The organism is Streptococcus infantis, assembly GCF_019929665.1.
GTDB lineage: Bacteria > Bacillota > Bacilli > Lactobacillales > Streptococcaceae > Streptococcus > Streptococcus infantis_H.
In genome coordinates this window covers 247,582-270,847 of sequence record NZ_JAHZPZ010000003.1, presented here as the reverse complement: position 1 = coordinate 270,847, position 23,266 = coordinate 247,582, and the positions used below count along the sequence as shown (strand labels likewise).

General features: G+C 41.3%; 20 protein-coding genes. 3 read left to right on the top strand and 17 right to left on the bottom strand.

All coding sequences use genetic code 11. From position 1 onward, the window contains the following. The 15 genes from K1I61_RS07000 to nrdR form a co-directional block, all read right to left on the bottom strand. A partial coding sequence (locus K1I61_RS07000) for an SIALI-17 repeat-containing surface protein (RefSeq protein ID WP_223335812.1) occupies positions 1-3,296 on the bottom strand: 3,296 nt, incomplete at its 3' end. A 345-nt stretch (positions 3,297-3,641) separates the two neighbouring features. Then, positions 3,642-4,625: an acetylxylan esterase gene (locus K1I61_RS06995; RefSeq protein ID WP_223333862.1), complete on the bottom strand. Its 984-nt coding sequence runs from the start codon at positions 4,623-4,625 to the stop codon at positions 3,642-3,644. Between the two features lie 308 nt (positions 4,626-4,933). Continuing rightward, entirely contained in the window at positions 4,934-6,949 is a 2,016-nt protein-coding gene (gene recG / locus K1I61_RS06990; RefSeq protein WP_223333863.1) for an ATP-dependent DNA helicase RecG, read from the bottom strand. A gap of 24 nt (positions 6,950-6,973) precedes the next feature. Then, a complete protein-coding gene (gene alr, locus K1I61_RS06985) occupies positions 6,974-8,077 on the bottom strand; it encodes an alanine racemase (RefSeq protein WP_223333864.1) in 1,104 nt (367 codons plus the stop codon). Beyond that, positions 8,067-8,429 (bottom strand): holo-ACP synthase, encoded by a 363-nt coding sequence (gene acpS / locus K1I61_RS06980; RefSeq protein ID WP_025170401.1) that lies wholly within the window; start codon positions 8,427-8,429, stop codon positions 8,067-8,069. Before acpS ends, alr begins: the two co-directional genes overlap by 11 nt. Before the next feature lie 45 nt (positions 8,430-8,474). Continuing rightward, a complete protein-coding gene (locus K1I61_RS06975) occupies positions 8,475-9,506 on the bottom strand; it encodes a 3-deoxy-7-phosphoheptulonate synthase (RefSeq protein WP_036759061.1) in 1,032 nt (343 codons plus the stop codon). A 1-nt stretch (position 9,507) separates the two neighbouring features. Then, a complete protein-coding gene (locus K1I61_RS06970) occupies positions 9,508-10,539 on the bottom strand; it encodes a 3-deoxy-7-phosphoheptulonate synthase (RefSeq protein WP_223333866.1) in 1,032 nt (343 codons plus the stop codon). A gap of 80 nt (positions 10,540-10,619) precedes the next feature. Beyond that, complete coding sequence (secA, locus tag K1I61_RS06965; RefSeq protein WP_223333869.1) at positions 10,620-13,133, bottom strand: preprotein translocase subunit SecA; 2,514 nt, start codon at positions 13,131-13,133, stop codon at positions 10,620-10,622. A gap of 665 nt (positions 13,134-13,798) precedes the next feature. Next, positions 13,799-14,392, bottom strand: a complete 594-nt coding sequence (locus K1I61_RS06960; protein ID WP_223333871.1) for a LemA family protein — start codon at positions 14,390-14,392, stop codon at positions 13,799-13,801. Positions 14,393-14,430: 38 nt separating this feature from the next. Continuing rightward, positions 14,431-15,270 (bottom strand): TPM domain-containing protein, encoded by an 840-nt coding sequence (locus K1I61_RS06955; protein WP_223333873.1) that lies wholly within the window; start codon positions 15,268-15,270, stop codon positions 14,431-14,433. A 190-nt stretch (positions 15,271-15,460) separates the two neighbouring features. Continuing rightward, positions 15,461-16,771, bottom strand: coding sequence for a ribosome biogenesis GTPase Der (gene der / locus K1I61_RS06950; protein ID WP_004250788.1), 1,311 nt, complete (start codon positions 16,769-16,771; stop codon positions 15,461-15,463). A 13-nt stretch (positions 16,772-16,784) separates the two neighbouring features. After that, positions 16,785-17,498: an NADPH-dependent oxidoreductase gene (locus K1I61_RS06945; RefSeq protein ID WP_223333875.1), complete on the bottom strand. Its 714-nt coding sequence runs from the start codon at positions 17,496-17,498 to the stop codon at positions 16,785-16,787. Continuing rightward, a complete protein-coding gene (dnaI, locus tag K1I61_RS06940; RefSeq protein WP_004250785.1) occupies positions 17,495-18,391 on the bottom strand; it encodes a primosomal protein DnaI in 897 nt (298 codons plus the stop codon). Before dnaI ends, K1I61_RS06945 begins: the two co-directional genes overlap by 4 nt. Continuing rightward, on the bottom strand, positions 18,392-19,561 hold the full coding sequence (locus K1I61_RS06935; RefSeq protein WP_004250783.1) for a replication initiation and membrane attachment family protein: 1,170 nt from the start codon (positions 19,559-19,561) through the stop codon (positions 18,392-18,394). Continuing rightward, positions 19,562-20,035: a transcriptional regulator NrdR gene (nrdR, locus tag K1I61_RS06930; protein WP_004250782.1), complete on the bottom strand. Its 474-nt coding sequence runs from the start codon at positions 20,033-20,035 to the stop codon at positions 19,562-19,564. Positions 20,036-20,177: 142 nt separating this feature from the next. Here nrdR and K1I61_RS06925 point away from each other — a divergent pair, with 142 nt between their 5' ends. The 3 genes from K1I61_RS06925 to K1I61_RS06915 are packed head-to-tail and all read left to right on the top strand — an operon-like array spanning position 20,178 to position 21,989. Next, entirely contained in the window at positions 20,178-20,543 is a 366-nt protein-coding gene (locus tag K1I61_RS06925; protein WP_006149409.1) for a GntR family transcriptional regulator, read from the top strand. A gap of 3 nt (positions 20,544-20,546) precedes the next feature. Beyond that, complete coding sequence (locus tag K1I61_RS06920) at positions 20,547-21,242, top strand: ABC transporter ATP-binding protein (protein ID WP_223333877.1); 696 nt, start codon at positions 20,547-20,549, stop codon at positions 21,240-21,242. Between the two features lie 15 nt (positions 21,243-21,257). Continuing rightward, positions 21,258-21,989, top strand: coding sequence for a hypothetical protein (locus K1I61_RS06915; protein ID WP_223333879.1), 732 nt, complete (start codon positions 21,258-21,260; stop codon positions 21,987-21,989). Positions 21,990-22,058: 69 nt separating this feature from the next. On the opposite strand, the gene K1I61_RS06910 is transcribed toward K1I61_RS06915, so the two are convergent. Beyond that, a complete protein-coding gene (locus K1I61_RS06910; protein ID WP_223333881.1) occupies positions 22,059-22,754 on the bottom strand; it encodes an LrgB family protein in 696 nt (231 codons plus the stop codon). Then, the gene (locus K1I61_RS06905) at positions 22,751-23,125 is read right to left on the bottom strand and encodes a CidA/LrgA family protein (RefSeq protein WP_223333884.1); all 375 of its coding nucleotides are present in this window, start codon (positions 23,123-23,125) and stop codon (positions 22,751-22,753) included. Before K1I61_RS06905 ends, K1I61_RS06910 begins: the two co-directional genes overlap by 4 nt. Positions 23,126-23,266: the final 141 nt, after the last annotated feature.

Sequence of the window (23,266 nt, the reverse complement as noted above, 5' to 3'; positions counted from 1 at the left end):
TTTACTCCGCCTGTGAATTCTGGAAGCTCATTCTTGAGCGCTTCAACTGCGTTTACTCCGCCTGTGAATTCTGGAAGCTCATTCTTGAGTGCTTCAACTGCGTTTACTCCGCCTGTGAATTCTGGAAGCTCATTCTTGAGCGCTTCAACTGCGTTTACTCCGCCTGTGAATTCTGGAAGCTCATGAACTGCAGCTTCGACTGCATTGACACCACCTTCGAATTCTGGGACTTCTACTGTTGGTGCCGCCTCATCACCTACTGTTGCACTAGGAACAGAGTGTTCAGGAAGCTCAGATTCAGATGATGCTTCACCATTTACATCACCTTCGAATTCTGGGACTTCTACTGTTGGTGCTGCTTCGTCACCTACTGTTCCAATAGGTTCAGTGTACTCAGGAAGTTCTGTTACAGCTGCTTCGTCACCATTGACACCACCTCTAAATTCTGGGACTTCATGGATTGCTGGTTCATCACCTGCTGTTCCAATAGCTTCAGTGTACTCAGGAAGTTCTGTTACAGCTGCTTCATCTCCATTGACACCACCTGTAAATTCTGGGACTTCATGGATTGCCGGTTCGTCACCATTAAAACCATTCGTAAGTTTAGTACCTACCACAGATACTGGCAAGTTATGCATACTTTCAATTGCACCCGCTTCAATAGCTGTAACTTTTTGACCGATATCTTCAGGAGCTATTGTAAATAGGAGGGTCTTAGTATCATACTGAGTCATGAAGGTTGCAGTCTTACCATTAGCTAGTTTGAGAGTTGGAGCTTGATTTACCAAGACTTCTGAATCAAATTCCATAGCAATAATGCCTGGCCATTTTTCCATAGCCGATGTAACTTTCACTTCTTTAGAAGCAAGTCTCTCTTTAGTTAGATAATCCCAGTTGAATTTCTTGAAGGATAGAGTATAAGGATTGCCACCCGCTTCATGATGTTCATACAAGAGACCAAATTCTTTTGGTCCAATTTGTTGAAGTGAGTTATAAGCATACTCCCCTTCTTGAATCAAATGATGGTGCAACCAAGTCAACTCGCCATCTTCTTCTACGCGAGCCACTCGAATGTAGCCATTCTTACGACCTGGTCCATTAGCATTTGCTAGAAGGATATACTCCTTACCATCTTGAACCGTATGAGTCGCTGCCATTTGAACATAAACATCGGGTACATCATAGCGTGCTACATAGTTGTCCCATGTAATACCACCATCATTACTTGTCGCAACTTGCAAATCACCAGTCAAACCACGCATAAAGAGTTTTAACTGACCATTATTCAATTGAACAACAGAAGCTTCCGTATTTTGAGCGTAGTAATTGTTCATGTTGCTTGAATCAACTACTGTTCCATCATGAAGTGTACGGTTGTCATTGACACCGCCACCCATATGCCAAGTCTTACCATGGTCATCTGAATAGATGATGCGAGATGATTGAGATCCGTTGAGGTGGTTTGTTCTGTTTGTCGTATAAACAGGGACAACAATACGACCTTTATGAGGTCCATTCTGGAGGGTAATTCCCACTCCAGGTCCCACACCTAAGAATTTCATCCAATCAGCTTTGACCATTGGAGTAATATCTTGTGGTGCAGACCAAGTCTTACCATCATCATCACTATAAGACATCCATAGGTAGCTGTCTTTAGCAATTCTAAATGGAGAAGTTTTATTGCTTGTAAAGTAGATATTTCCTAGTAACTGCTCACCTTGATAAAGATCGCCTTTATCACTATAAGCAGGTTTGACAGGATTTACAACAACACGATAATCCGTTGCCTGACCATCTGGTGTGTAGACAACACCATTTTCACGAATAGTATAGGCTCCATTTTCTCCTTCACGGTACAGAATTTGATACGTTTTTCCATCAATTTCCTTATAAGCAACTTCTCTTTCAGAAGACATTCCGAAGATTCCTTTACCTTCTGGGAACATATCGTAAACTGAGAAGATTCGCTTGGTTTCCGTATCTTGGACCAGAACCATATCGATGTTTACTGGTGAACCAATGTTTGGATCCTTGGCTTTTGGATTGTCACGTAGATTCGTAAGAGTGATGCGATCCCCCCATGTTTGGCCCTTGTCTTCACTTCGTTTAACGACCATACCGATATCACCCCAGTCATAGTGGTGTAAGCGGCGTTCGTCAGCACCAGCAATCAAAGTTCCCTTGTCAGTCTTAAGGAGGGCTGGAATCCGATAGCTATTAATACCATCTGGATTTGACTGCCCATTTTTACCCGCTGTGAAGACATCTGTTTTTTTAGAAATTTCAGCCCCTTCTGGAAGTTCTTGCTTCAAGTCTCCTCTTTCAAATAATTGACTTCGTGTTCGAACTTCATCTTGTGTTAAAGCACGGTCGTAGACTGTTAGATTACGAACTTGTAGATTTGAGCCCCAAACTGTCTTACTTCCTCGTTTGGTTGCTCCGATTTGAACGTGGTTAACATCTGGCATATCTTTGATGAATTTCCCAGATTTTAGACTTGTTCTAGACAAGACACCATTTACATATAGACGAACTCTTCCAGTAGGGACTTCAGTTGTTGGTTTTTCCACAGTAAAGGTAACTGAATTCCACTGACCTGGGCGAACCTTTAATGGCGCATCGGTGTATTTATCATAGAATTGCGCACCATTTGCATCACGACCTTCGATAAGGGCTGTATTATCAAAGACTGACATAGTGAAGTACTCATTTTCCTTGGTATCACTTGATACAGAGAAAAGATTGTAAAAACGTGGTGCCGATGCATCTGGTTTGAACTCCATATGCACTGTTGCATCTTGAAGTTTCTTCAGTTTCTCTAAGTCACTTGTAAGATCATCTCGCTGATTATTTTGTGCATTGGTTGTAACGTCATTTTTTTCTACGACAGTGTTGACATTTTCCAATTCTCTTGAGTAATAATCACGAGCGATAGCTTCTTGTTTCTCAGTTTCTTCTGTCTTATCAGTTTCAGCTGCTGGAGTTTCAGTTTCTGTTGGTTTTTCAGAACCTGGATTTGCTTGTAGCTCCTCACGGTTAACTTCTGTTCCTTTGTCCGTTGCTGCTGCCAACTTATCAGCAAGTTCCTTATCTATGTTAGCCAGATTTCCTGATTCTACTTCTTTTGGCAATTCTGGCAAAGCTTGTCCAGCTGTTTCACCACTGGTTGCTGGAGCTTCTTGAGCTAAAACTGGCGACGCACCAAAAACAACTGCCCCAATGACTACTGATGCAGCTCCTACTGTAAATTTTCTAATTCCAAAACGTTGTTTCCGTTCAAAATCTCTCTGTGTCATATTTTTCCTTTCTTTTTACAAAAATAAAGCGCTTTCTTTTTTGCTTAAAAATTTTAGCCCCTAGGACTTTGAGCAAGAAAGAAACTGTATTGTTGATGGGTTTCCCCATTCTTTTTCATCTGAAATGTGGCTACCTTTATTTACTTCCTTCCAGTAAGCAACCATTTTACTCCTTTCGACTTGATGTTACACCTATTATATAATAAATATTCTAAATAATAGCCTTAATAAACTATAATAGAATTTACTTTCAGATATATTTCTATGTTTCAAACTTTTTGAAACTACTTTCTGTACTCCTCAACAAAGAAAGCCCTGTTTTAGCAGGGCTCTTTTTACATATTTCTAACGACCTACATAGGTAAAGGGAATCTCACTACCACACAACCAGTTGTAAACCTGGTCATTGACATGGACATTCATAGCCTCGTGGGCATATTCTGGCATGAGACGATAGCTCTTTTCACATGTCAAACGATTGTAAATGGCAAACTGGGTGATTGGATAGCAGACATCGTCATCAAGCCCTGTAATCATTCTCACCTCACCTTTAATGCGATGGGCAAGGTTTTTCACATCGATATAACCAAGCGTCTCCATGATTTGTTCTTCTGTCTCATGGAAAGGATCATGAAACTTAAAGTAACGAAAAAGCTCATCATAAGCTTCGCTGGTATTCCCAATTTCTAGCACTCGTCTAAAGTCTGACAAGAATGGATAGATAGCCACTGTTCGCTTGATACGTGGATTGAGACCAGCAGCCACTAGAGCCAAGGCTCCTCCTTGCGAAGCTCCATAACTAGCCAATTGCCCCTCATCTACTTGAGGGAGACTGGCTACAATCTCAATCAATTGATAAATATCAAGATAAACATCCTTATAGAAGAGTTGCTCTTTTCCTTCTACTGCACCACGGATGATTTGACCCTTAACTGTATTTCCGAGAGGCGAACGCAAGCCGTCTTGTGAGTAACCAGATTGCCCACGAACATCCATAGATACAACCCCATAACCAGCGACGGTAAAGGCTAGCATATCTGTCCAATCCCAGCAACGTCCCATATAACCATGGAAATGGAAAATGACTGGTACTTTCTCTTCTGATTTTGGTAAGACTACACGCGCATAGACAAGGCCATCACGTGTACCTTTAAAGGTTAACTCATAGCACTTAACATTTGGAATATGAAAGTCACGTTCCTCTAGTTGGTAGTCTGGCAAGACCGAAACCTTGTCAATCTCCCCATTCCAAAAAGCATCAAAATCCTGAGGTACTTCATCTCTTCCTTTATATGTTTTCATTTCTTCTACTAATGCTGGATTTCTCATAGAATTCTCCTTTCTTGTAACCGTTATCATAACTGTAGCACATATGGGAAAGCAATGCAAGAAAGAAAGGGAAACGGAAAGTGGATTTAATGTCCGACCCCAGCAAGAATCCCTCTGAAAGTAGTTTTAAAAAAATAAAAAAGAGCGATTTCGCTCTTTTCTTAGTATTTAGGAGAAGGTTGAGTTTCCTTTTGAAATATCTTTTGGTAATTTACTTTAATAGTCATGAGAGAGTCCTCGTTTCTTTTTGATGACTCTAGTATAGATACTCACCCTAAAAGCAAACTTAACAATATCTTAGAAAAAGCTTAATCCAAATATTCTTTCTTCTCGAGATTTAAGGCAATCATGTGCCACTCTGGGTCCTCTCTCCAATTTGGGAGGGAGCTGATATAGCTGGCTACCTTTCTAGCTTCCTCAAGGATTGGAAAGTCTTCGATGATATCAGCTACATGGAACTCTGGTAAACCTGACTGTTTGGTCCCAAAAATTTCACCAGAACCTCGCATTTTCAAATCTTCTTCTGCAAGGACAAAACCATTGGTCGTTTCCGTCATGATACGCATGCGGTCTTTCCCAGAGTCAGTTTTTGGATTGGCCACTAGAACTGCATAGGACTGCTTGTCTCCACGACCGACACGACCTCTGAGCTGATGGAGCTGACTAAGTCCGAAACGGTCAGCATCCATGATAATCATGACTGTCGCATTGGGAACATTGACCCCAACTTCGATAACCGTTGTAGAGACCAGGATATCTGTCTTTCTCTCTTTGAAATCCTGCATAATCTGGTCTTTTTCATCACTCTTCATCTTACCATGCAAGAGCGCAACTTTTGCTTTGCCAGCAAAATGAGTTGTTAACTCTTCTGAGAGTGCAATGGCATTTTTAAGGTCCAGAGCTTCAGATTCTTCAATCAAAGGAGAGATCACATAGACTTGGGAGCCTTTCTGAATCTCACCCTCCAACCAAGTCAAGACCTGAGGCAACTGTTCATGCTTGATCCAACGAGTTACGATGGGTTTACGCCCTGCTGGCATCTGATCAATAATAGAAACATCCATATCCCCAAAGACAGTGATAGCTAAGGTCCGAGGTATGGGAGTTGCCGTCATCATGAGGACATCTGGATTTTCACCTTTTTCCCGTAAAATACGCCTTTGCCCTACACCAAAGCGGTGTTGCTCATCGATGATAATCAAGCCGAGTCGGGCATAGTCCACGCCGTCTTGTATAAGAGCATGGGTTCCGACAATCACATCGGCTTCCCCCTTAGCAATGGTTTCCAAGACCCTGCGTTTTTCTGCAGCTTTCAGTGAGCCTGTTAGGAGAGCTAATTTCAAATCAGGAAAGAGACTCTCTAGACTTTCAAAATGCTGCTCTGCTAGGATCTCTGTCGGAACCATGAGAGCAGCCTGATACCCTGCCGTTACGGCTGCGTACATCGCTAAACCTGCAACCACTGTCTTCCCACTTCCTACATCCCCTTGTAAGAGTCGATTCATGTGATGGTCCGACTTCATATCTGTTAGAATTTCTTGTAGGCTTTTTTCTTGGGCTTGGGTCAAGGCAAAAGGCAATTTCTCTTTCACTTCAGTTAGTTTTTCCTGAGACCAATTTAGGACCAGACCACTTCCATGAACCTTATTTTCAGACTTGAGGGTCTGTAATTGCATTTGGAAATAAAAGAGTTCCTCAAATTTGATTCGACGGAGAGCCTGTTTGTATTCTGCCAAATCCTTAGGAAAATGCATGGCACGAACAGCCTGACTACGGGGCATGAGTTTGTATTTATCGAGCAAGGACTGGGGGATGTTTTCTTCTATCAAGAGGTCCAGTCCTTGATCAAAGGCGGTTTTAATGATTTTAACAAGTCCTGCTTGACTGACGCCTTGCGCTAGGCGATAGACAGGCTGGAGGTCATCCTCGACTTGGGCTAAAACCTTCATTCCTGTAAGGCTTGCCTTGGCACGATCCCACTTGCCAAAGACAGCCAAGGTTGCTCCTAGTTCAATCTTGTCAGCTAGGTAGGGTTGGTTGAAGAAATTAACTGCAAAAACAACCTCCCCCTGCTTGAGGCTAAAACGTAGGCGATTGCGCTTAAAACCATAATATTGAACACTGGCTGGTGTCACTACCTGACCAGATAAAACAGCCTTTTCACCGTCTTCTAGCTCTAGCACCTGCTTGGTCTTAAAATCTTCATAACGGAAAGGGAAGTAGAGTAAGAGATCTTGCAAGTTTTCAATTCCTAGTTTGGCATATTTCTCTGCTGATTTAGGTCCTACTCCTGGTAAGACATGCAAGGGTTGATGTAAATTCATGCTCTACTCCTTTCCTACTGTTTCTTAATAATATTCTCTTGGAATTCGATCACTGAGGAGACAAACCACCTCATAATTGATGGTTCCTCGGTAAACTGCTACATCTGTTGCAGTAATTTCTTTATCACCGTCTGAGCCAATTAAAGTTACCTTGGTACCCAATGGGTAAAGCTTAGGTATGCGAATGGTGATTTGGTCCATGGATACACGCCCTACAATGGGACACAATTGGCCATCCACCAGAACTGAGAAATTCTGCATGTCTCGTGTCCAACCATCTGCATAACCGATTGGCAAAGTGGCAATGACTTGCTCACTGTCTGCCTGATAAGTCGCTCCGTAGCCCATACAAGCCCCTGCTGGAACTTTTTTGACATGAACGATGGCTGACTCCAAGGTTAAGGCTGGTTTTAGTTTATAAGGCAATTCCAAAACTTGTCCACTTGGATTGAGACCATACATGGAATCCCCCATGCGAACAGCATTAAAAATCGTTTCCGCATGCCATAAAGTAGTTGCGGAGTTACTAGCATGAACCAATTCTGGGACTTCCTTCAAGTCATCTAGGATTCCCTTGAAATACTCTAGCTGTTGCTTAAAGTAGGTATCTGACTCTTCATCTGCAGTAGCAAAGTGTGTAAAGATTCCCTCGACAGAAGCACCATGTCCCTTTAGTAAAGCTTGAGCTTTTGCTACTTCGTTTGCACTTCTAAAACCAATTCGTCCCATGCCTGAGTCAATCTTAAGGTGAACGGTTAAACCAGATAAGTCTGACTGAGCAGCAAGGAGATTCTCAATCCATTCCAATCCTGCCACTGTCAAGGTAATATCAAAATCCTTAGCCAATGAAAAAGATTCAACCTCAGATACTCCCAAAATAAGAATCTTCTTAGCGATACCTGCCTGACGGAGTTCGATGGCTTCATCAATATTTGACACACAAAAGCCATCTACATCATCCTGGATAGCTCTTGCAACAGCTATCGCTCCATGTCCATAGGCATTGGCTTTCACAACCGCCCATTTGAGGGTGTCTTTAGGAATGTGTGCTCCCATCTGTTGGATATTGTAGCGGATTGCTTCTAGATTAATAAGGGCCTTGGTTGGTCTATGTGGACTAGTTTTCATGATTTTCCTCCAAAATAACACTAGCTGTCACAAACTGTTCTGTATGGCTAATCGATAACCAAACATTTCCTGAAAATGGGGATTTGCTGAAGTAGGGAGCTCCCTTCTCATCGTTCAAGACTTCCAAATCCTGAAAGCCTAGCTTCCCAATTCCCGTTCCCATAGCCTTTGAGAAAGCCTCTTTAGCTGACCAACGACCAGCCAAATACTCGACCTGTCTGCGACCTTTGAGACTGGCAAAGCGCTCCATTTCCTTGTCTGTCAAGACACGCTGGGCAAAGCCTTCTCTTTTTTCAACTGCATTTTGTATTGATGCTAATTCTTCAATATCGATTCCGTGTCCAACTATCATTTTCATCAAAAGGAGTTGAGATTCCCCCAACTCCATCCTTTTCACTTATTTTGTTAAGGTAGAATAGATTTCTTCTACTAAAGCTACTGTGTTTTCCCAGCCCAAACATGGGTCTGTAATGGAACGTCCAAAGATTTCTGGCTGGTTTTGGCGCCCATCTGCCAAGTAAGACTCGATCATGAAGCCTCGAGCCGCCTTCTTAATCTTCTCATTCCAGTCACGGTTGAGAAGAGTTTGGCGAACAATGCGAACTTGCTCCATATACTGTTTCCCTGAATTATCATGGTTGGTATCAATCATGATAAAGGGATTTTCGAGCCCCATAGACTCATAACGACCGATGGCATCTAGAAGAGTTTCATAGTAGAAGTTAGGTTCATTTTTCCCGTATTCATTCATAGCTCCACGAAGGATGACGTGAGCCAAGGGATTTCCTGAAGTTTCAACTTCTTGACCATGAAAGAGAAAGGTTTGTTTGTTTTGTGCAGCATAGATGGCATTAAACATCACAGATAGGTTTCCAGATGTTGGGTTCTTCATTCCCACTGGTGCATCAATTCCCGAAGCTACAAAACGGTGTTCTTGGTCTTCTACTGAACGCGCACCCACTGCATGATAACTCACCAAGTCATCAACCAAGACAAGATTGGCTGGATAAAGCATTTCATCTGCTGTAGTCAATCCTGTTTCTGTAATCACCCGATAATGAAGCTGACGAACAGCCTGTAAACCATTGATTAAGCTTGGAGCTTTAGAAGTGTCTGGCTGATGAACCAAGCCCTTGTAGCCATCACCATTGGTACGTGGCTTAGCAGTATATACACGCATGACCATGAAAATCTTATCTGCCACTTTTTTCTGCAAGTCTGCCAAACGGCGAGCATACTCAAGAACTGCTTCTTCATTATCAGACGAACAAGGCCCAATGACCAAAAGGATACGATCATCCTTACCTGAAAGGATGTCTGCTAATTCTTGATCACGATTTTCCTTATGTTGCAAGGTTTCTGCAGATAGCCGTGTTTCCGCCTTAATCGCTTCAATATCGATTTCTTGACCTTTCTCGATAAATGCCATATTATTCTCCTAGTCTTTGGTAGATTTCGCGAACAAGAGCTTCCGTATTTTCCCATCCTAGACATGGATCGGTGATAGATTTGCCAAATACCTCAGGTTCATTTTGACGACCATCTTCTAGATATGACTCAATCATGAATCCACGAACATATTTTTTAATCTTTTCATTCCAATCACGGTTAATTAAAGTCTGGCGAACGATACGAATCTGCTCCATATACTGTTTACCTGAGTTATCATGGTTGGTATCAATAATGATGAATGGATTCTCAAGTCCCATCTTTTCATACTGAGCAATAGTATCCATCAAATTATCGTAGTAGTAGTTAGGAATGTTTTTCCCGTACTCGTTAAGAGCTCCACGGAGAATAGCATGCGATAGAGGATTTCCAGTAGTCTCGACTTCTTTCCCTAGGAAAAGAAAACTCTGCTTGTTTTGAGCTGCATAAATACCGTTAAACATGACATTGAGATTTCCAGAGGTTGGATTTTTAAAACCTGTCGCAAAATCTGCTCCACTAGCTACAAAACGGTGTTGTTGGTCTTCAACTGAACGGGCTCCAACTGCCATGTAAGAAATCAAATCATCTACCAAGGGAAGGTTCTCTGGGTACAACATCTCATCTGCTGTTGTCATTCCTGTTTCAGAAATAACACGGTAGTGCAGATGACGAACCGCTTTGATTCCATTGATGAGGCTAGGCGCTTCTTTGGCATTTGGTTGGTGAATCAAGCCCTTATATCCATCACCATTAGTACGTGGTTTAGCAGTATAGACACGCATGACCATAAAGACGCGGTCTTTGACTTCTTCCTGAAGTTTTGACAAACGCTTGGCGTACTCTAGGACTGCTTCTTCATTGTCAGACGAGCAAGGACCAATCACCAACAAGATGCGTTGGTCTTCCCCACGAATAATTACTTCAAGCTCTTGATCACGTTGGAGTTTGTTCGCAAGGACTTGTCCTTCTAGTTTAGACAAACTACGAACTTCATCAATATTAATTTTAGGGCTTTTTGCTGTAAATACCATTATCCATCTCCTTATAAAGCAAACGGACGCCAAGCGAAAATTCACTTTTCACTAGGCATCCGCCTGAAAATTAATCATTCTTAACGTCGTTTACCGTGACAGTTTTTAAATTTCTTACCAGATCCACATGGGCATAAGTCATTACGTCTTACTTGACTGAGGTCCAAATCAGCTGGAAGATTTGTCTGTTGAGCAGCAATATTTCGAGTTGCTGTCGTACTGATATGATGTTCAGTTTGTGGTCGTTCTTGTTCATGAATTTGTGCTTTCATCATCAAGCGAGTCACATCAAACTCAATCGAACCAATCATATCATTAAACATACGGAAGCCTTCCGCTTGATATTCCACGACAGGGTTGTTTTGGGCATAACCACGAAGACCAACTGCATTTCTCAACTGATCAAGGGCATCGATATGGTCAGTCCACTTGTTATCTACAACACGTAGAATCAAGACTTTCTGGAATTCTTTCACAGCTTCTTCATCACGAAGTTTAGCAACTTGGCTATCGTAGACTTTCAATGCACGTTGGTATAGTTCATCTTTGATAGCTTGGTCAGACAAACCTTCTAGGTCTGAAAGTGAAATCGAATCTTCTGGAAGCAAGTTGTACTTGGCAAAGTTCAAGATTGCTTCAAGTTTTTCATCTTGTTTAGAACGAGCATGCCCATCGACAATTCGTCCAATCGTACGGCGAATCATGGCGTGAATTTCAGGAGCTAAGTCACGTTCTGCAGTGATAACATCATAACGTTGTGCGTAGATGATCTCACGTTGTTCACGCATAACGTCATCATATTGGAGGACTTGTTTACGAGTATCGTAGTTATTTCCTTCAACACGTTTTTGCGCTGCTTCGACCTGACGTGTCAACATACGAGATTCAATGGCTTCGTCAGACATATTGAGGCGTTCAAAGACACCCTTCAAGCGTTCTGAACCAAAACGTTTCATCAAATCATCTTCGAGTGACAAGTAGAATTGTGATTCACCTGGGTCACCTTGACGACCTGAACGTCCACGAAGCTGGTTATCGATACGACGGCTCTCATGACGTTCTGTACCGATGACACAAAGACCACCAAGTTCACGAACCCCTTCACCAAGCTTAATATCGGTACCACGACCGGCCATGTTGGTTGCGATAGTAATCGCACCACGTTGACCAGCGTTCATGATGATTTGCGCTTCTCTGTAGTGGTTTTTAGCATTCAATACTTCGTGGGGCACGCCTGCTTCAACCAATTTCTTAGAAAGAAAATCACTGGTTTCAACGGCAACAGTACCTACCAAGACAGGCTGACCTTTTTGGTAACGCGCCTTAACATCTTCTACTACAGCCTTGAATTTTGCATCAAGACTAGCGTAAAGAAGGTCTGAATGGTCGATACGTTGGATCGGACGGTTAGTAGGAATTGGAATAACACGAATGTTGTAGATTTCACGGAATTCTTCTTCTTCTGTTTTACCAGTACCTGTCATACCTGCCAATTTTTTATACATACGGAAAAGGTTTTGGTAGGTAATCGATGCTGATGTCTTGGTTTCATCTTGGATTGGCACACCTTCTTTAGCTTCAATCGCTTGGTGCAAACCATCAGAGTAACGACGACCTTCCATGGTACGACCTGTAAATTGGTCGACAATCAAGATTTCTTGTTCTTCGCTGACCACATAGTCAATATCAAGAATCATGATGTAGTTGGCACGAAGGGCGTTGTCGATAAAGTGAGTCAAAGCCACATTTTCGATATCATAAAGGTTTTCTAGTTTGAAGTAGCTTTCAGCCTTGTCAATACCTGAGTCAGACAAACCGATTGTCTTAGACTGAATATCAATGATGTAGTCATCTTTATCCAAAGACTTCACAAAGTGGTCAGCCATGTGGTAGAGTTGACTTGTTTCAACTGCATTAGCTCCTGAAACGATCAATGGTGTACGAGCTTCGTCGATCAAGATAGAGTCAACCTCATCGACCAAGGCATAGTTAAGTGGGCGTTGAACCATGTTCTCCGCACGAACAACCATGTTATCACGAAGATAGTCGAAACCAATTTCTGAGTTTGTTGAATACGTAATATCACAGAGATAAGCTTCTTTTTTCTCCATTGGAGATTTTGCAGCCAAGTTGATCCCTACTGACAAACCAAGCCATGAGTACAACTCACCCATTTCAGTCGCGTCACGCTCTGTAAGGTATTCGTTGACGGTAACTACGTGGACACCTTTTCCTGAAAGGGCATTAAGGTATACCGGCATTGTCGCTGTCAAGGTTTTCCCTTCACCTGTACGCATTTCTGGAACGTCACCGTGGTGAAGAACGATACCACCCATAACCTGAACCTTGTATGGGAAGAGTCCAAGAACACGCTTAGCTCCCTCACGTACAACCGCAAAGGCTTCGTACAAGAGTTGATCGAGCGTTTCACCATTTCGATAACGTTGCTTAAATTCTTCTGTCTTAGCTTGCAACTGCTCGTCTGTCAAAGCAGCCATTTCATCTTCGTATTTGAGGACTTTATCAGCCATCTTTTCTAAGCGACGAAGTTCCCCTTTATCATTTTCGATGATTGTTTTTAATAAATTTGCCATTTTTTTCCTTACTTTAAATTCTGAATTTTTTAGAATGTTCTTTTTATTGTAGCATATTTGCCCAATTTTTTCAAGAAATATTCCGTTTTCCCTTAGGGCAAAAAAGGGCTAATCAAGGTGATTAGTTCCATTAAAATTCCTACCCTCAGTTTCATTTTCCCCTAAATTAAACTTCTACTTAACTCAGCATTGAGAAACTAAGCATCTTCAGTTATTAGGCAATAATTTCCTCAGTTCTCTCAAGGAAGATTAGCCTTATTCTTTTCCAACTTCAGTTTTTTCATAAATTTAAGACAAGTATAAACTATCCAGTCATTGAGTAAGGATAAAAAGACTAAAACTATCCATATCAACCACCTAGCTAAATCCTTGGGTTCTAGTAAAATAAAATTAAATAAGATTAGCGAAAAAAGAGTGAAAGCCAGACTAAACAAGGCCATGAGAGGTAAATAAATCCAGTAAAAATAGTAAAGGAGTGAAAAGTGTTTTCTTCCTGGTCGTGCCTTCCTTTGCCAACTAAAAAATAAAAAATAGGGCACTAAAATCAACAATTGTAGCAACTTCTCCATCTCATCACCTCCAGAGCTGTTTCCTATTTTTATTATATCAAAAAGATCTGGAAAGTAGTTTCCAGATCTTGCAATCCTTAGAAATAAACGGCCAGTCTACTCTTTGGTTGTAGAATTACCAAAGTCAACCTTTGGAGCTGTCTTAGCTTCTTCGCTTTCTTTAAAGGTTTCTGCCTCTTTAAAGTTCATCATATTAGCAAAAAGAACTGTTGGGAAGCTTCTTAATTTTTGATTGTATTCTGTTGCCACTTTGTTGTAATCCTTGCGGGCTACAAATATCCGATTTTCACTTCCAGCCAGTTCTGTCATGAGTTGTTCCACATTTTGATTGCTCTTGAGTTCTGGATAATTTTCTGTTAGCGATATCAAACGTGAAATAGCTGAACTCAACTCTCCTTGAGCCTCTTGATTTTCTTTTGAAGTTACGGAGCCATTCCCAATTTTAGCACGAGCTTCCGCAATCTTGGTGAAAACCTCTGTCTCATGGTTCATCTGGCCTTTTACAGACTCTACCAAATTTCCAATCAAATCAGAACGACGTTGAAGAGCTGTCGCTACATCAGCTTGAGCTTGTTCGACCTTAGTTTGTTCGGAGACAAGTCCGTTATAAGTGCCTACTACTGAGCAACCGCCAAGCAAGATAATAGCCAGCAAAATGCTCAACACATAAATAATTCCTTTATTTTTCATATCTAAACCTACTTATTTCCTTAATTTTTACATGAATATTACCAATCATCGGATGATCCACCGCCATCGAAGCCACCACCGTCCCAGCTACTAGAAGAGTCTGAGCCTGAATCTGACCAAGAAGAACCTGAGTCGGATGAGTCACTAAACCACCATCCTCCGTCAGAGGAACCTCCTCCTCGGCCACCGCCGACTCCTCTAATAATGGCTATAAATACGATAATGAAATAAATGATTATCCCGACTCCGAACACATTGTCCATAGGGTCACTGTTCTTACGATGACTAGACGAGCTACTATTGCGACTCGATTTTTTCCCACTGATGCTATCAGAATAACGTTTGATTTCAGAGGATTCATCAGATGGAAATGTTCCACTTCCTCTATAAAACTGATTGTCCAAGGCTTTGGCAATCGCTAGAATTCCTTTACCATAGTCACCAGTTTTGAAATCTGTACGGCTGGCTGCCAAAATCTGCTTGGTTTGATAGTCCGTTATTCTAATGGCGGTGTTATTACTGGTTTCAATTCTTGATTTACGGTCTTGCACGGCTACTACAATGAGACTTCCAAAATTATCTCCTGAATAGCCAATCTTCCAAGCCCTGGCAGTTTCATTAGCCACCGTTTCAATGCTTTCTCCTTCCAGACTATCTACGATATAGACACCTATTTGAAGCTTTTCAGCCTTTTGACTATTGGCTTCATTCAAATCACGAATCTGAGTAACTACTTCCTCTGTCAAATAATGATTTGGATCATAGATACCATAGTCTGGTTTCTCAGGTGCTGTGAATGCTGATAGGAAGAAAAATGCCATCAGCAATCCAAGTAGACGCACCAAGAAAGGATTCTTTAACAATCTATCTTTTTTCATAATAACCTCCTTATGCAAGGAAAATTGTTTAGAGCATTATAGCATTTTGAATCTTACAAAGAAAGTACGTTTTCATTACAAATCCGTGACAAGGACCAGAAAAATGATGTTAATTTGATGACAAATTTATCTACGCTCTTGGTATCATCTACAAAAAAGAAGGTCTGTTAACCTTCTTCTTTTTATCATTTTATTTCCGTTTTCTTGCGATCAGATGGATTGGCGTTCCTTCAAAGACGAAGGCCTTGCGGATTTGATTTTCCAAGAAACGCAAGTAAGAGAAGTGCATCAGTTCTTCTTCGTTGACAAAAATCACAAAGGTCGGTGGTTTAGTTGCCACTTGAGTCGCATAGAAGATCTTGAGACGTTTTCCTTTGTCTGTCGGTGTTGGGTTGATGGCGATAGCATCCATAATGACATCATTCAAGACTGCTGATGGGATACGGGTATTTTGACTCTCGCTGATTTGTTTAATCATCTCTGGAAGTTTGTGGAGACGTTGCTTGGTCAAAGCCGAAACAAAGATAATCGGTGCGTAAGGCAGATATTGGAACTGTTCACGAATATCCTCTTCCCAGTTTTTCATGGTGTGGTTATCTTTTTCAAGAGTATCCCACTTGTTAACTACGATGATCATCCCTTTACCAGCTTCGTGGGCAAATCCTGCGATACGCTTATCGTACTCACGGATGCCTTCTTCGGCATTGAGGACCATCAAGACTACATCTGAACGGTCAATAGCTCGCATGGCACGCATGACTGAGTATTTCTCTGTGTTTTCATAGACTTTACCAGACTTACGCATACCAGCCGTATCAATCATGGTAAACTCTTGGCCATCCGCATCTGTAAAATGTGTATCAATGGCATCACGAGTTGTACCAGCAACAGGACTGGCAATCACGCGATCTTCTCCCAAAATAGCATTGATCAAGCTAGATTTTCCGACATTGGGGCGACCAATCAAGCTGAATTTAATGACATCTGGATTTTCATCTTCGACTTCATGTGGTAGATTTTCGACGATAGCATCCAGTACGTCCCCTGTACCAATCCCATGCACAGATGAAATTGGCAATGGTTCTCCCAGTCCAAGAGCATAGAAATCATAGATATCATTTCGCATTTCCGGATTGTCAACCTTGTTGACAGCTAGGATAACAGGTTTATGAGTTTTATAGAGTTTACGGGCTACGTATTCGTCAGCATCTGTGATTCCTTCTTTTCCAGAAACTACAAAAACGATGACATCAGCTTCTTCCATGGCAATCTCTGCCTGGTGCTTGATTTGTTCCATAAATGGAGCATCAACATCATCAATCCCTCCAGTATCAATCATACTGAAAGAACGGTTAAGCCATTCACCAGTAGCATAGATACGGTCCCGTGTCACTCCTTCGACATCTTCTACGATTGAGATGCGTTCCCCTGCAATACGGTTAAACAGGGTTGATTTCCCAACATTGGGACGTCCTACGATGGCAACAGTTGGTAAGGCCATGTTTTCTCACTTTCTACAATAAGTTCTTTTGTTCAAGATTTTCTCTAGTTGAGCTTGGTTCAGGCTGACCGAATTGCTCTACAAGACGTTGACTCCAAGTGGTAGTCGCACGAGCTCCTGCATATTCAGTCTGCACACGGTCATAGGCTTCAATAGCCTCAGCTGTTTGTTCTTGGTATTCTTCCTCAAAAACAACATTCTCTAGTGGCAATCTTGGTTTTACATCATGTTTTTGGTTCGGCACACCGAGTGCAATCCCAAAAACTGGGTAGGTATAGTCAGGAAGCTTGAACAATTCTGCTAACTCAGCCGATTTGTAACGCACCAAACCGATAATTACTCCTCCATAGCCAAGGCTTTCTGCCGCAAGCAAAGTATTCTGTCCAGCCAAGGCTGCATCTACTGAAGTGATTAGGAGACCTTCCACTCCTTGAGGTTGGAAAGTATCGGTATGGAGACGAGCCCCTTTTTCTGCACGGTTTAAATCTCCTACAAAGAGGAGGAAGGCGGCAGACTGACGAATCGCTTCCTGAGGAACCAACTCAAAAAGAGCATCTTTCTTTTCTTGACTTCTGACTAGAATCACAGAATAAGATTGGAAATTTTTCCAAGAAGAAGCCATTTGGGTAGCTGATAAAATCTCATTCAAGTCCTCTTGTGGAATCTCTTCTTCCTTAAATCTGCGCACTGATGAGTGGCTTTGCATTAATTTAATCGTTTCTGTCATCGACGATTTTCTCCTTCTAATCTTGTTTCCTCTGCTAAATAACGAATACGCTCCATGACACGTCTGGCTTCCCAAGTTTCATCGTTTCCGTTCTTGCCTTTTGCAAAATGTTTTTCCAAATCTTCAAAATTGAAGTTGGAAGTAAAAAAGGTTGGTAAATCTTCTTGCATACGATACTGAAGAATGACTTGCAAGACTTCATCACGGACCCAAGGTGTTGACTGTTCCGCACCAATGTCATCCAAAATCAAGACTTCCGCTTGCTTGATTTCATCCACCAAATTCTTGACATTTCCATCACCGATAGCATTTTTGACATCAATGACAAAGCTCGGATAATGGAGAAGAGTTGATGAAACGCCACGTTTTTCTGACAAATCATGGGCTAGGGCAGCCACCATAAAGCTCTTTCCTACCCCAAAATCTCCATAGAGATAGAGACCTTTACGGTTTTCTGGGTAATCATTAACAAATTTGATCATTCTATTTAGAACAGCTAAACGTGCAACATCATCACGATAAACATCTAAAAAGCTGACATTTTTCAAACTAGATGGTAAATTGATTAATTTTAGACGTTTCTTAATAGCTGCTTCTTTTTCAGCCGCAATCAGTTCCGGAGTTTCCTCATAGGATACATCTGCGTAACCATGGTTCATGACCAGGATAGGCTTGTAACCACGCGCGATATAGTCTGTATCTCCGCGAAGGAACTTATCACGCTCGGTGATGTATTGGTTAAACTTAGAGATACTACGATTCAATTCCTCTTGACTGAGAGATTCCTTCTGGATAAAAGCCGCAACATCAGGATCTTTTACAATCTGATGGACCAGGTCCTGGTATTGAAAACGGCTGGGATGACCTTTTAGCACATCTCCTACACTTTCCATCTATTCACCTCCATTATCTAATTTCGCTAATAATTCTAGGGTTTGGCGTTCCATTTCTTCCAATTCCTCAGCTGATGACGTGTTTTTATATTCTGGATTACTCCATTTAGGAACATTGGTTTTTGCCTGGCTTGTCTTCGCTGTTTTTGATTCTTGCCCCTTTTGATTTTTTTCTCTAATTCGAAGCACAGCCTCTTCAGCAGTTCTGACTTTGTTATAAGAGTAATCATTGGCCACTTTCATGGCATATTTTTCATTGAGATTGGCCGAATCAACCTTGTTGAAGGTCAAAAGTATAACGACATTGATAACTTCATCAAGCAAGCCTAGGTCTGCCATCTGTTTTAGCAAATCGCGTTCAGCTTGGATAATTCCTGCATTTCGGGTTTGTTTGATTCCCGCTAAAAATTCTAGGGCCGTTTTACTTTTAGCTTCTCGGATAATGGTCGCTTCCTTAGGACTAAAATCCGATGAAACAGACTCTTGCGCTAATTTTTCACGCATACGCTTGATAGAAATGACTTGAGAAACTGCTGTTCCTTTTGCTAGCTGATAGGTCTCAAACCAGGTCCATTTTTTCTCATCAGCGATTTTAAATAACTCTAAAACATCTGACTGTTCATCTTGGAAACGGAGATTATCTCTCGCCATGAGCTGACGAAAATGCTCCAAATCAAAATCATTTTTAAAATCAGCTTTTACTGGTGTCTCATCATGACTAGCCAATTCTTCTATCTCTGGAAAGGCCTGACTCAAATGAACCGTCAAAGCTTCTCCGTCTGCAGCCTCTTGACGTAAATCAGAAACTGCTGTATCGCCAATCCTTTTCTCCAACAAAGTACGATACACTGTATGATGCAAGAAGTCAGATTGAGAAAGTGTTGGATGAATAGCAAGTTCATAGCCGTCACCCTTTTGATAGAGGGTAACCAAATTGAAGGCTGTTAAGATTTTAAAAGCCTTTAAGAGTCTGTCCATCCCAAAATTGAGGTGGTTGAGGATAGCTGCAAACAGGTGTTCTTTTTGTCCATCATCCCAAAAAGCTAAGGTATAAAGGTAAAGACTCAGCGCATCCTGACCGATAATCGGGAGGTAGCACTGCACCAAAGTTGTGGGATCTTGCGACACCCGATTATTCTTTAGAAAAGAAAAACGATCATTAGGCTTCATTTATTTTTCCTTTTTCTTCTTTGAAGATTGCGTAATTTGTTTGAGAAGATTTTCGAGCTCGCTCACATCTTTAAAGCTACGATAAACACTAGCAAAACGAACGTAGGTGATTTCGTCTAGTTCAGCCAACTCTTCCATAACAAGAGAACCAATATCTTCACTTTGAATTTCATTATCATTGCGACTGAGGAGTTTTTGTTCGATACGATTGACCACCATGCCAATCTCATCACTAGACACCGGACGTTTTTGAGCCGAACGAATAATCCCGTTAAAGATTTTATCTCTGGAGAACTGCTCCCGTGTGCCATCCTTCTTGACCACAACCAGCGTTCTCTCTTCTACACGTTCATAGGTCGTAAAACGATGCTGACATTCTTCACACTCACGTCTTCTTCTAATCGTATTTCCTTCTTCAGCCTGACGGCTATCGATAACACTTGATTTAGTAGCCCCACATTTTGGACAACGCATGCCTTCCCCTCCTTGTCGTTTTCTTTTCATTATACCATTTTTTAAGCAATTCCCAAAATAATTCTCCTTTTAGCTTGACAAGTTTTTTGTTTAGTTGTATTATTTAAGTGACACAAAAAGAAATTGTTGAAAGGAGACCGTGATGTCCTGGACATTTGATAACAACAAACCCATTTATTTGCAGATCATGGATAAGATCAAACTGCAAATCGTTTCTCATAAACTAGAACCCAACCAACAACTTCCAACTGTCAGAGAACTGGCTAGTGAGGCTGGCGTCAATCCTAATACCATCCAACGTGCCCTATCAGACCTAGAAAGAGAAGGCTTCGTATACACCAAGCGGACTGCAGGGCGTTTTGTCACCGAGGATTTGGACCTAATCCTCCAATCACGGAAGCAACTATCAGAAGAACAGTTGCAGCAGTTTGTAACAGGTATGGTAGAATTTGGCTATGAAAAAGAAGAACTACCAACTGTTTTGAGAGATTATATTGAAGGAGTTTAGACTATGACCTTGTTAACGTTTGAAAATGTTTCAAAATTCTATGGAGCAAGCCCTGCTCTCACAAATGTTTCCCTTGAAATTCCAGCTGGAAAAATCGTTGGCTTACTTGGGCCTAACGGCTCTGGTAAGACAACCTTGATTAAACTCATCAACGGTTTACTTCAACCTGAACAAGGGCGTATTCTGATTAATGGTATGGAGCCAAGTCCAGCAACTAAAGCAATTGTTTCTTACCTACCTGATACGACCTACCTTAACGATCAAATGAAGGTCAAAGAAGCTCTTACCTTTTTCAAGACCTTCTATAAAGATTTTAATCTGGAACGTGCTCAAGGTCTTCTTCGTGACCTTGGTATCGACGAGAATAGCCGTTTCAAGAAACTCTCAAAAGGGAACAAAGAAAAAGTTCAGTTGATCCTTGTCATGAGTCGTGATGCTCGTCTATACGTCCTTGACGAACCAATCGGTGGAGTCGATCCCGCAGCTCGTGACTACATCTTGAACACCATCATCAACAACTACTCTCCAACTTCGACTGTCTTGATTTCAACTCACTTGATTTCAGATATCGAACCAATCTTGGATGAGATTGTCTTCCTCAAGGACGGAAAAGTCGTCCGTCAAGGGAATGTGGATGATATTCGTTACGAGTCAGGTGAATCAATTGACCAGCTCTTCCGTCACGAATTCAAAGCCTAGTTAAAGGAGATTGTTATGTTTTGGAATTTAGTTCGTTATGAATTTAAAAATGTCAACAAATGGTTTTTAGCCCTCTATGCAGCTGTACTATCCTTATCTGTCATCATAGGTATTCAGGGCAGTAGCCTATCAAGCACCTATTATCAAGATAAGGGCGTTGTCATGTTAGTGTTTCTATCTCTGGTTTTTGGGGGTCTGGTTATTACTTTGAGTATCTCAACCTTGATTTTGATTATTCAACGATTTAAGGGAAGTGTTTATGATCGTCGTGGCTATCTAACACTCACCCTGCCAGTATCTGAACACCAGATCCTCTCCGCTAAACTGCTTGGAGCCTTTGTTTGGTCTTTGGCGAGTACAGTGGTCTTTCTTTTTAGTCTTTACATCATCATTATCATGGTTTATCCAGGCGCTTACCTATCTACCTTTGCCGAGTATATTCTAAAAAATTATCAAGACAATTTCTGGTTAGCCTTGATTTCCTATATTTTTAACACTCTTGCAAGTATCCTTTGTATCTACTTGTCTATCTCTATCGGTCAACTCTTTAATGAGTACCGTACAGCTCTTGCGGTCGTCGCCTACATCGCCATTCAAGTTGTTCTTGGATTTATCACCCTCAATCTTCGCATCGATTTCGACTACAATTGGGTATTATCCTTTGAAATTTTCAAAGACTTAATCCTTAGCGTCGGTTTCTATCTCGGAACCTACTATATTTTAAAGAACAAAGTAAACTTACAATAATGAATGAAGCCCCTAGCAAATAAAGCTAGGGGCTTCTTTTTACACAAAGAAATATAACATTCTTATTTCTCAACTCAATATCAAACCTGCTACGATGGGACTGACAAATACATAGAGAATACCGGTGACACCGATGGCTAGTCCTCCCATAGCACCTGCAACTGCTCCATAGCGAAAAGCTGTTCCAGTCCCGACTGCGTGACCAGTTCCTCCAAGAGCAAGACCAACAGCTACTGGGTCGTCAATCTTGAGCCATTTTAAAAGTGTTGGCCCAATAACGCTAGTCAAAATGCCAGTTGCTACCACAACTACCAAGGTGATCGTCGCTATTCCTTGTAGCTTATCCGTAATTCCAACTGCCATGGCCGTCGTTACAGACTTTGGGAAAAGCGAAATCGCCAAGAAGAAATCCATACCGAAAAATTTTGCAACTAAAGCTGTAAAAACTGTATTTACAACAACAGCAAGGAAACTGCTGAGTAGAATACTTCTAACATGGTGTTTCATGAGGTGAAAACTCTTATAAAGAGGAATTCCTAGAGCCACTGTTGAGGGAACAATCAAATTATTGAGGTAGACCCCACCTTGATAATAGGCAACATAAGAAATACCCGTAAATTTCAGAAATGCTATGATAAACAAGGTTGCTAGCAGTAAAGGAGTTGTCAGAGGATGAGGGTAGCGTCTAAAGATAATCATCCCTCCTAGATAAGCTAGGATTGACAAGGCTATCCCAAAAAGTGGATTGGATACAAATTCGCTCATTTGGCACCTCCTTTTTCATAATCACCTTCATAACGCTTTTTGATAAATTGAACGACCAGCGCAATCAAGATAATATTGATGACTGCTGCAAAAAAGACAATCAAGACAATGGGCAATAAATAGGGAGCAATCACATCAAATTTCTCCATAATCCCAACTGCAGGAGGCAAAAATAGAATAGTCATATTAGCTAGGAGAAAATTCCCAACCATGTTGACATGCCGTACCCGCAACCACTTGAACTGCAAGGCTAAAAATAAAATAATCAAACCGATAATACTTCCTGGTATGGGCAAATGAAAAAAACTGGAGATTCCTTCACCGATTAGAGAAATCACAAAGAGAATCATTAACTGAACATATAACTTCATCGAATACTCCAAAAATAGACTTTCTGCATACCAGTTTACTCCTTTTTCAGAAAATTTCAAGGAAATACACAAGAAACATCCTTCTTGCTATCTATTCCAAAAAGTTGTATACTAATTGCGTGCGCAAGCATCTCAGATAGG